This is a genomic window from Streptomyces sp. NPDC097619 (assembly GCF_040302735.1).
Lineage (GTDB): Bacteria > Actinomycetota > Actinomycetes > Streptomycetales > Streptomycetaceae > Streptomyces.
This window is the reverse complement of the sequence record NZ_JBEOSD010000109.1, coordinates 18827-27582: the sequence shown is the minus strand read 5'-3', so window position 1 is coordinate 27582 and position 8756 is coordinate 18827. Positions and strand designations below refer to the sequence as shown.

The following is an 8756-nucleotide window of genomic DNA, read 5'->3' as shown; positions in this document are numbered from 1 at the left end:
GCCCTGGTGGCCGACCACCTCGACCCCGAGCAGGTCCGCGCCGTCGTGGCCCGCATCGACCGGGCGGCGGGACGGCGCTTCCCGCGCGCCACCGGGCTCCACGGTGGTCCGAAGCGGGGACCGGTGGCCCGCCCCTCCGGGACCTTCGGCACCTTCCCCGGGCCCGCCCCGGCGGAAGACTGGTCGCAGCGAACCTACGGAACCGTAGGTTCGGTCGACCGGAGGACGCCATGCCCGAGCCCCGCCCCGACACCGCACGCCCCTGGCTCATCCAGGGCGGAATGGGCGTCGCCGTCTCCGGGTGGCGGCTCGCCTCCGCCGTGGCCCGCACCGGACAACTCGGCGTGGTCTCCGGCACCGCCCTCGACGTGGTCCTCGCCCGGGTGCTCCAGAACGGCGACCCCGGCGGCCACGCCCGCCGCGCGCTGGCCGCCTTCCCCCTCCCCGAACTCGCGCAGACCGCCCTCGACTGCTACTTCCGGCCCGAGGGCCGCGCCCCAGGCGAGCCGATGCGCACCACCCCCCGGCTGCGCGCCACCGGCGGAGCCCAGGCCGAACTGCTCACCGTCCTCGGCAATTTCGTCGAGGTGTGGCTGGCCAAGGAGGGCCACGAGGGCACCGTCGGCATCAACTACCTGGAGAAGATCCAGCTGGCCACCGCCCCCGCCCTCTTCGGGGCCATGCTCGCCGGGGTGGACACCGTGCTCGTCGGCGCGGGCGTCCCCGGCCGGATCCCCGCCCTGGCCGACGCCCTCTCCCGCTACGAACGCTGCGTCACCCCGATCGCGGTGGACGGGGACGAGGAACCCCACCCCCACCTCTTCGACCCGCTCGCCCTGCTCGCCGGCCACCTGCCCGGACCACTGCGCCGCCCGCGGGTCCTCGCCATCGTCTCGCTGCCCGTGCTCGCCGCCTACCTGGCCCGGGACCCCGCCACCCGCCCCGACGGCTTCGTCATCGAGACCAGCTCCGCCGGCGGCCACAGCGCCCCGCCCCGCGGCCCGCTGCACCTCGACGCGGACGGCGAGCCCGTGTACGGACCCAAGGACCACCCCGACCTGGCCCGGATGGCCGCCCTCGGGCTGCCCTTCTGGCTGGCGGGCGGTCAGGCGGGACCGGAGGCGGTGGCCGCGGCCCGGGCCGCGGGCGCCGCCGGGGTGCAGGTGGGCAGCGCCTTCGCGCTCTGCGAGGAGTCCGGGATGCTCCCCCCGCTGCGGGCGGAGCTGCGCGAGCGGGCCCGGGCGGGCACCCTGCGGGTCCGCAACGACCCCGACGCCTCCCCCACCGCCTTCCCCTTCAAGATCGCCGACCTGCCCGGGACCGTCGCCGACCCGGAGGTGGCCGCCGCCCGGCGCCGCGTCTGCGACCTCGGCTTCCTGCGGACCCCCGTGCGCGGCGCGCGGGGCCTGGCCTACCGGTGCGCGGCCGAACCGGTGGCCGCGTACGTCCGCAAGGGCGGGGACCCCGCCGCCGCCGAGGGCAAGCACTGCCTCTGCAACGGACTGCTCGCGACCGTCGGACTGGCCCAGCACCGACCCGGCGGCCGGACCGAACCCCCGCTGGTGACCATCGGCAAGGACCTGTCCTTCCTCTCCGCCCTCTCCCCCGACGGCGCCCCCTACACCGCCGCCGAGGTGGTGGCATGGCTGACCCCCGCCCCCTGAGCCGCGCACGGCCCGGGGACGGGGGCCCGTGGCTCCGCTACCGCAGCACCATGCCCGGACCGTCGCCGACCGGCGGCGGCGGGACCGCCATCAGCCCCAGCTCGGCGGGATCGGCGAGCAGCGGGTGCGCGGGCAGGATCCGCACCGTGTAGCCGAACGGACCGGTGCGGTCCAGCGCGAGCGGGCCCTCGAACACCCAGTGCCCGTCCAGGTCCGGTCCGGCCGCCGGCTTCAGCGGGAAGGCGCGGGCACCGGTGATGACGTCGGCCGGGTCCACCCGGCCCGCCAGGACCTGTACCTCCACCTCCTCCGGGGCCAGCTCGTCCAGGGAGACCTGCACCCGCAGGGTGAGGGTGGCGCCCAGCTCCGCCGTGCCGTCCAGCGGGGCGGCCGTGGCGGTCTCCACGTGGTCCACCGAGACCCGCGGCCACGCCGCCCGCACCCGCGACTTCCACGCGGACAGCTCCCGCGCCTCCTCCGGACCCAGCGCCCGGTGGGCCCGGGCCGCGGGGGCGTACAGCCGCTCCACGTACTCCCGGACCATCCGGCCCGCCAGCACCTTCGGCCCCAGCGACACCAGGGTGCGGCGGACCATCTCGATCCAGCGCACCGGCAGGGCGACGCCGTTGCCGGGGCCCCCGTTCCGGGTGGTCCGGTCGTAGAAGCAGGGGGCGACCCGCTGCTCGATCAGCTCGTACAGGGCGGCGGCCTCCACCTCGTCCCGGCGCTCCTCGTCGGTGCCGTGGCCGTCCGCGGTGGGGATGGCCCAGCCGAAGTCCGGCTCGAACCACTCGTCCCACCAGCCGTCCAGCACCGACAGGTTGAGGCAGCCGTTGAGCGCGGCCTTCATCCCGCTGGTGCCACAGGCCTCCAGGGGGCGGAGCGGGTTGTTCAGCCAGACGTCGCAGCCCGGGTACAGCTTCTGCGCCATGGCCATGCCGTAGTCGGGCAGGAAGACGATGCGGTGCCGGACCCGCGGGTCGTCGGCGAACCGCACCAGCTCCTGGACCAGGCGCTTGCCGCCGTCGTCGGCGGGGTGGGCCTTGCCCGCCACCACGATCTGCACCGGCCGCTGCGGATCCAGCAGCAGCCTGCGCAGCCGCTCCGGGTCCTTCAGCATGAGGGTGAGCCGCTTGTAGGAGGGGACGCGGCGGGCGAAGCCGATGGTGAGCACGTCGGGATCGAGGACCCCGTCCACCCAGCCCAGTTCGGCGTCCCCGGCCCCGCGCTGCCGCCACGAGGCCCGCAGCCGCTCCCGGACCTCCTGCACGAGCTGCTCGCGCAGCACCCGGCGCACGTCCCAGATCTCGTGGTCGGCGATGTCCGCGACGGCGTCCCAGCGCGCCGAACCGCCCACCGACAGGGCGTCCTCGGCGCGGCCCGCGCCGATCTGCCGGGCGCCGAGCCGGATCACCTCGGGGGCCACCCAGGTCGGGGCGTGCACCCCGTTGGTGATGGAGGTGATCGGCACGTCCTCGGCGTCGAACCCGGGCCACAGCCCGGCGAACATCCCCCGGCTCACGGCCCCGTGCAGCGTGGACACGCCGTTGGCCCGCTGGGCCAGCCGCAGCCCCATCACGGCCATGTTGAACACCCCCGGGTCCCCGCCCGGGTAGCTCTCACGGCCCAGCTCCAGGATCCGCTCGACGGGGATGCCGGCGAGTTCCCCGCCGTCGCCGAAGTGACGGGTGATCAGCGTCCGGTCGAAGCGGTCGATCCCGGCGGGCACGGGGGTGTGGGTGGTGAACACCGTCCCGGCGCGGACGGCCTCGACGGCCGCGTCGAAGCCGAGCCCCTCCCCCTCCAGTTCCCTTATGCGCTCCAGCCCGAGGAATCCGGCGTGGCCCTCGTTGGTGTGGAAGACCTCGGGTTCGGGGTGGCCGGTGAGGGCGCAGTAGGTACGGACGGCACGGACCCCGCCGATGCCCAGCAGCATCTCCTGGAGGAGCCGGTGGTCGCTGCCGCCGCCGTAGAGGCGGTCGGTCACCTCGCGGGCGGCGGGGTCGTTGTCCTCGACGTCGGAGTCGAGCAGCAGCAGCGGGACCCGGCCCACCCGGGCCTGCCAGACGTGCGCGTGCAGGCTGCGGCCGCCGGGCAGGGCCAGGGTGACGCGGGCCGGGGAGCCGTCCCCGGCGCGCAGCAGGTCCAGGGGCAGTTCGTTGGGGTCGAGGACCGGATAGTGCTCCTGCTGCCAGCCGTCCCGGGACAGGGACTGGCGGAAGTAGCCGTGCCGGTAGAGGAGTCCGACGCCGATGAGGGGGACGCCCAGGTCGCTGGCGGCCTTGAGGTGGTCGCCGGCGAGGATCCCGAGCCCGCCGGAGTACTGCGGCAGGGCTGCGGTGATCCCGAACTCGGGGGAGAAGTAGGCGACGGCGGCGGGCAGGTCGGCCGGGGATTCGCGGGTCTGGTACCAGCGCTCCCCGGCGAGGTAGTCGTCCAGGTCGGCCGCCGCGGCGGCCAGGCGGCGCAGGAAGCGGCGGTCGCGGGCCAGTTCGGCGAGCCGGTCGGCGGAGACGGAGCCGAGCAGCCGGACGGGATCACCGCCCGCCCGGACCCAGCCCTCGCGGTCGACGGATTGGAGGAGTTCCCGGGTCTCGGCGTGCCAGGACCAGCGCAGGTTCCGCGCGAGGTGGTGGAGCGGCAGCAGGGGTTCCGGCAGGACGGGGCGCACGGTGAATCGACGGATAGCCTTCACGTGTTCCACCTTGTCAGGGGAAGGACCGATCGGAGCGGACGCACGGCGTTGTGCCCCCGGGCTTCACCCGACCAAGCCTTTCCGCCCCCACCCACCCCCAACCCTGCCCACCCCCGCCCGCCCCGACCCACCGGAGCCGGCGCCGGCGGGGCGGCGGAGCCGTGTCCGGGCCCGGCCGGTGGGGCGGGCGGGAGGGGGCCGTTCGGGGGGCTGTGGGCGTGGCATGTGCGGGCGGAATAGGGCATCTCGGTTTCTTGTGAGTAGGTGGGTTCGGAACGGATTGCCGGAGCAAGAGCGGGGGAAGGGCTCCCCGGGTACGGCCCCCGGCACAGCCCCGACTCCCTTTTCCCGCCACCCGGGTGAACGCGGACAGGAGCGGCGATGCCCGCCGCCCTGCCGCGTACCGAGCGGCTAGAAACAGAGCGAACAGAGCGTGCACAGCTGTCGGTCACCGACACAGGTCAGCACCCAAAGCCCGCGATGAGCCCCCAGGTGATCCCATGATCGGTCGCATTCCCGTGCTGGACGTCCGCCCTGCCGTCGACTGCGGCACACGCCCCGCGAAAGCGGTGGTGGACGAGGCGTTCGAAGTGAGCGCCACCGTGTTCCGCGAAGGCCACGACGCCGTGGCCGCCCACGTGGTCCTGCGCAATCCGCAGGGCCGTCTCCAGCCCCCGGTCCCGCTGACGGAGCTGGCCCCCGGCACCGATCGGTGGGGGGCCCGGATCTCCGCCTCCGCCGAGGGCCGGTGGACCTACACCGTGGAGGCGTGGAGCGATCCCGTCTCCTCCTGGCGCCATACCGCCGGCATCAAGATCCCCGCCGGGATCGACACCGGGCTGGTGCTGCTGGAGGGGGCCGAGCTCTACGAGCGGGCCGCCGCGAAGATCCCGAAGAAGGACGGCCGCGAGCACGTGCTGGCGGCCGCCGACATCCTGCGCGACGAGGAGCGGGCCCCGGCCGAACGGCTGGCCGCCGCCCTGGACCCGAAGGTGGACGCGGCCTTCGCGGCCCGCCCGTACCGCGAGCTGGTGACCGCCTCGAAGCCGCTGCCGCTGCTGGTGGAGCGTCGCCGGGCGCTGTACGGGGCCTGGTACGAGCTGTTCCCGCGGTCCGAGGGGGCCGTGGTGGAGGAGGGGAAGCCGCCGGTCAGCGGCTCCTTCCGGACCGCGGCGGAGCGGCTGCCGGCGGTGGCGGCGATGGGCTTCGACGTGGTCTACCTGCCGCCGATCCACCCCATCGGCCACACCCACCGCAAGGGCCCCAACAACTCCCTGACCGCCGGCCTGCACGACGTGGGCGTGCCCTGGGCCATCGGCTCCCCCGAGGGCGGGCACGACGCGATCCACCCGGACCTGGGCACCATCGCCGACTTCGACCGCTTCGTGCAGAAGGCCGCGAGCCTGCGTCTGGAGATCGCCCTCGACTTCGCCCTCCAGTGCTCGCCGGACCACCCCTGGGTGGAGAAGTGCCCGGAGTGGTTCCGGCACCGGCCCGACGGCACCGTGGCCTACGCGGAGAACCCTCCGAAGAAGTACCAGGACATCTACCCGATCGACTTCGACCGGGACATGGACGGCCTGGTGGAGGAGACCGTGCGCGTGCTGCGGTACTGGATGGAGCACGGGGTGCGCATCTTCCGGGTGGACAACCCCCACACCAAGCCGGTGGTCTTCTGGGAACGCGTCATCGCGGAGATCAACCGGAGGGATCCCGACGTCATCTTCCTGGCGGAGGCGTTCACCCGTCCCGCGATGATGCGAGCACTGGCCGCGGTGGGCTTCCAGCAGTCCTACACGTACTTCACCTGGCGGAACTCGAAGCGGGAACTGACCGAGTACGTGACCGAGCTGGCCGGGGACTCGGCCGCGGTGATGCGGCCCAACTTCTTCGTCAACACCCCCGACATCCTCCACGCCTACCTCCAGGAGGGCGGCCGGCCGGCCTTCGAGGTGCGGGCGGTGCTCGCCGCCACCCTCTCCCCGACCTGGGGCGTCTACGCCGGCTACGAGCTCTGCGAGAACGCCGGGCTGCACCCGGGCAGCGAGGAGTACCTCGATTCGGAGAAGTACCAGCTGCGCCCGCGCGACTGGGCCGCCGCCGAACGCGAGGGCCGTACCATCGCGCCGCTCATCACCGCGCTGAACCGGCTGCGCCGCCGCAACCCGGCGCTGCAGCAGCTGCGCGACGTCCACTTCCACGAGACGGACAACGAGCAGGTGATCGCCTACTCGAAGGCGGCGGAGGGCCCGGGGGGCCGCAATACCGTACTGGTGGTCGTCAACCTGGACCCGCACCACACCCAGGAGGCGACCGTCTCGTTGGACATGCCGGTACTCGGACTCGACTGGCACGGGTCCCTCGCCGTCCGCGACGAGCTCACCGGCGAGACGTACCACTGGGGCAGGGCGAACTACGTGCGCCTGGAACCGGGCACCCGGCCCGCGCACGTGCTCGCCGCGCTGCGCCCGTCCCCGCCGACCGGAGGGTCATCCACCTCATGACGATCAACGACCCCGTCCACGACACCTTCGAGGACACCCCCGCCCAGGACCGCGACCCGGACTGGTTCAAGCGCGCGGTGTTCTACGAGGTCCTGGTCCGCTCCTTCCACGACAGCAACGGCGACGGCGTCGGCGACCTCAAGGGCCTGACCGCCAAGCTCGACTACCTCCAGTGGCTGGGCGTGGACTGCCTCTGGCTGCCGCCGTTCTTCAAGTCACCGCTGCGGGACGGCGGTTACGACGTCTCCGACTACACCGCGGTGCTGCCGGAGTTCGGGGACCTCGCGGACTTCGTGGAGTTCGTGGACGCGGCGCACCAGCGCGGCATGCGGGTGGTCATCGACTTCGTCATGAACCACACCAGCGACCAGCACGAGTGGTTCCAGCAGTCCCGCACCGACCCGGAGGGGCCGTACGGGGACTACTACATGTGGGCCGACGACGACAAGCAGTACCAGGACGCCCGCATCATCTTCGTCGACACCGAGACCTCCAACTGGACCTACGACCCGGTGCGCAAGCAGTACTACTGGCACCGCTTCTTCTCGCACCAGCCGGACCTCAACTTCGAGAACCCGGCCGTCCAGGAGGAGATCGTCTCGGCCCTGCGGTTCTGGCTGGACCTCGGGATCGACGGGTTCCGGCTGGACGCGGTCCCCTACCTGTACGCGGAGGAGGGCACCAACTGCGAGAACCTCCCCCGCACCCACGAGCTGCTCAAGCGGGTCCGGGCCGAGATCGACGCCCACTACCCCGACACCGTGCTGCTGGCCGAGGCCAACCAGTGGCCCGAGGACGTGGTGGACTACTTCGGGGACTTCGACAAGGGCGGGGACGAGTGCCACATGGCCTTCCACTTCCCCGTGATGCCGCGCATCTTCATGGCGGTGCGAAGAGAGTCCCGGCACCCGGTCTCGGAGATCCTGGCCAAGACCCCGGCGATCCCCTCCGGCTGCCAGTGGGGCATCTTCCTGCGCAACCACGACGAGCTGACCCTGGAGATGGTCACCGACGAGGAACGCGACTACATGTACGCGGAGTACGCCAAGGACCCGCGGATGCGGGCCAACGTCGGCATCCGCCGCCGCCTGGCGCCCCTCCTCGACAACGACCGCAACCAGATCGAGCTGTTCACCGCGCTGCTGCTGTCGCTGCCCGGCTCCCCCGTCCTCTACTACGGGGACGAGATCGGCATGGGCGACAACATCTGGCTCGGCGACCGGGACGGGGTCCGCACCCCGATGCAGTGGACCCCCGACCGCAACGCCGGGTTCTCCTCCTGCGACCCCGGCAGGCTCGGACTGCCCGTCATCATGGACCCGGTCCACGGCTACCAGGTCACCAACGTCGAGGCGGCGATGACCTCGCCGTCCTCGCTGCTGCACTGGACCCGCCGACTGATCGAGGTCCGCAAGCAGAACCCCGCCTTCGGACTGGGCTCGTACACCGAGCTGCCGTCCTCCAACCCGGCGGTCCTGGCCTTCCTCCGCGAACACGGCGACGACCTCGTCCTGTGCGTGCACAATTTCTCCCGGTTCGCCCAGCCCACCGAGCTGGACCTGCGCTCCTTCCAGGGCCGGGTCCCGGTGGAGCTGACCGGTGAGGTGCGGTTCCCGCCCATCGGCGAATGGCCGTACCTGCTCACCCTCGCGGGGCACGGCTTCTACTGGTTCCGCCTGCGCAAGGAGACCCGCGGCGCCCTCGGGCGCCCCGAGCGGGCCGACGTCGGCGCGGCCGGCGGGGGCACCCCCTCCGCGGACCCGCGCACCACCGGCGCCACCCGCACCGGCGGCCCCTCCGGCACCCCCGGAAACGGTCGCCCCGCCACCCCCCGGGCCTGATCCCCGGGAGGCGGTCCGCCGCCTCCCGGTCCCGGTCCGCACCAACCCGCAC

4 protein-coding genes are annotated in these 8756 nt (G+C 73.2%); 3 read left to right on the top strand and 1 reads right to left on the bottom strand.

Annotated features, from left to right (window positions below; genetic code table 11):
- Positions 1-230 precede the first annotated feature (230 nt).
- Complete coding sequence (locus ABTZ17_RS25580; RefSeq protein ID WP_352198052.1) at positions 231-1664, top strand: nitronate monooxygenase; 1434 nt, start codon at positions 231-233, stop codon at positions 1662-1664.
- Positions 1665-1701: 37 nt separating this feature from the next.
- Here the strand turns inward: ABTZ17_RS25580 and glgP are convergent, their stop codons facing one another.
- Positions 1702-4359 carry an alpha-glucan family phosphorylase gene (glgP, locus tag ABTZ17_RS25575; RefSeq protein ID WP_352198051.1) on the bottom strand — a complete coding sequence of 886 codons (2658 nt, stop codon included), beginning with the start codon at positions 4357-4359 and terminating at the stop codon, positions 1702-1704.
- A 500-nt stretch (positions 4360-4859) separates the two neighbouring features.
- On the opposite strand from glgP, the gene ABTZ17_RS25570 reads away from it, so the two are divergent.
- Together ABTZ17_RS25570 and treS are read left to right on the top strand one after the other, a co-directional pair.
- On the top strand, positions 4860-6863 hold the full coding sequence (locus ABTZ17_RS25570; RefSeq protein ID WP_352198050.1) for an alpha-1,4-glucan--maltose-1-phosphate maltosyltransferase: 2004 nt from the start codon (positions 4860-4862) through the stop codon (positions 6861-6863).
- A complete protein-coding gene (gene treS, locus ABTZ17_RS25565; protein WP_502994844.1) occupies positions 6860-8704 on the top strand; it encodes a maltose alpha-D-glucosyltransferase in 1845 nt (614 codons plus the stop codon). The genes ABTZ17_RS25570 and treS overlap by 4 nt, the downstream gene beginning before the upstream one ends.
- Positions 8705-8756: the final 52 nt, after the last annotated feature.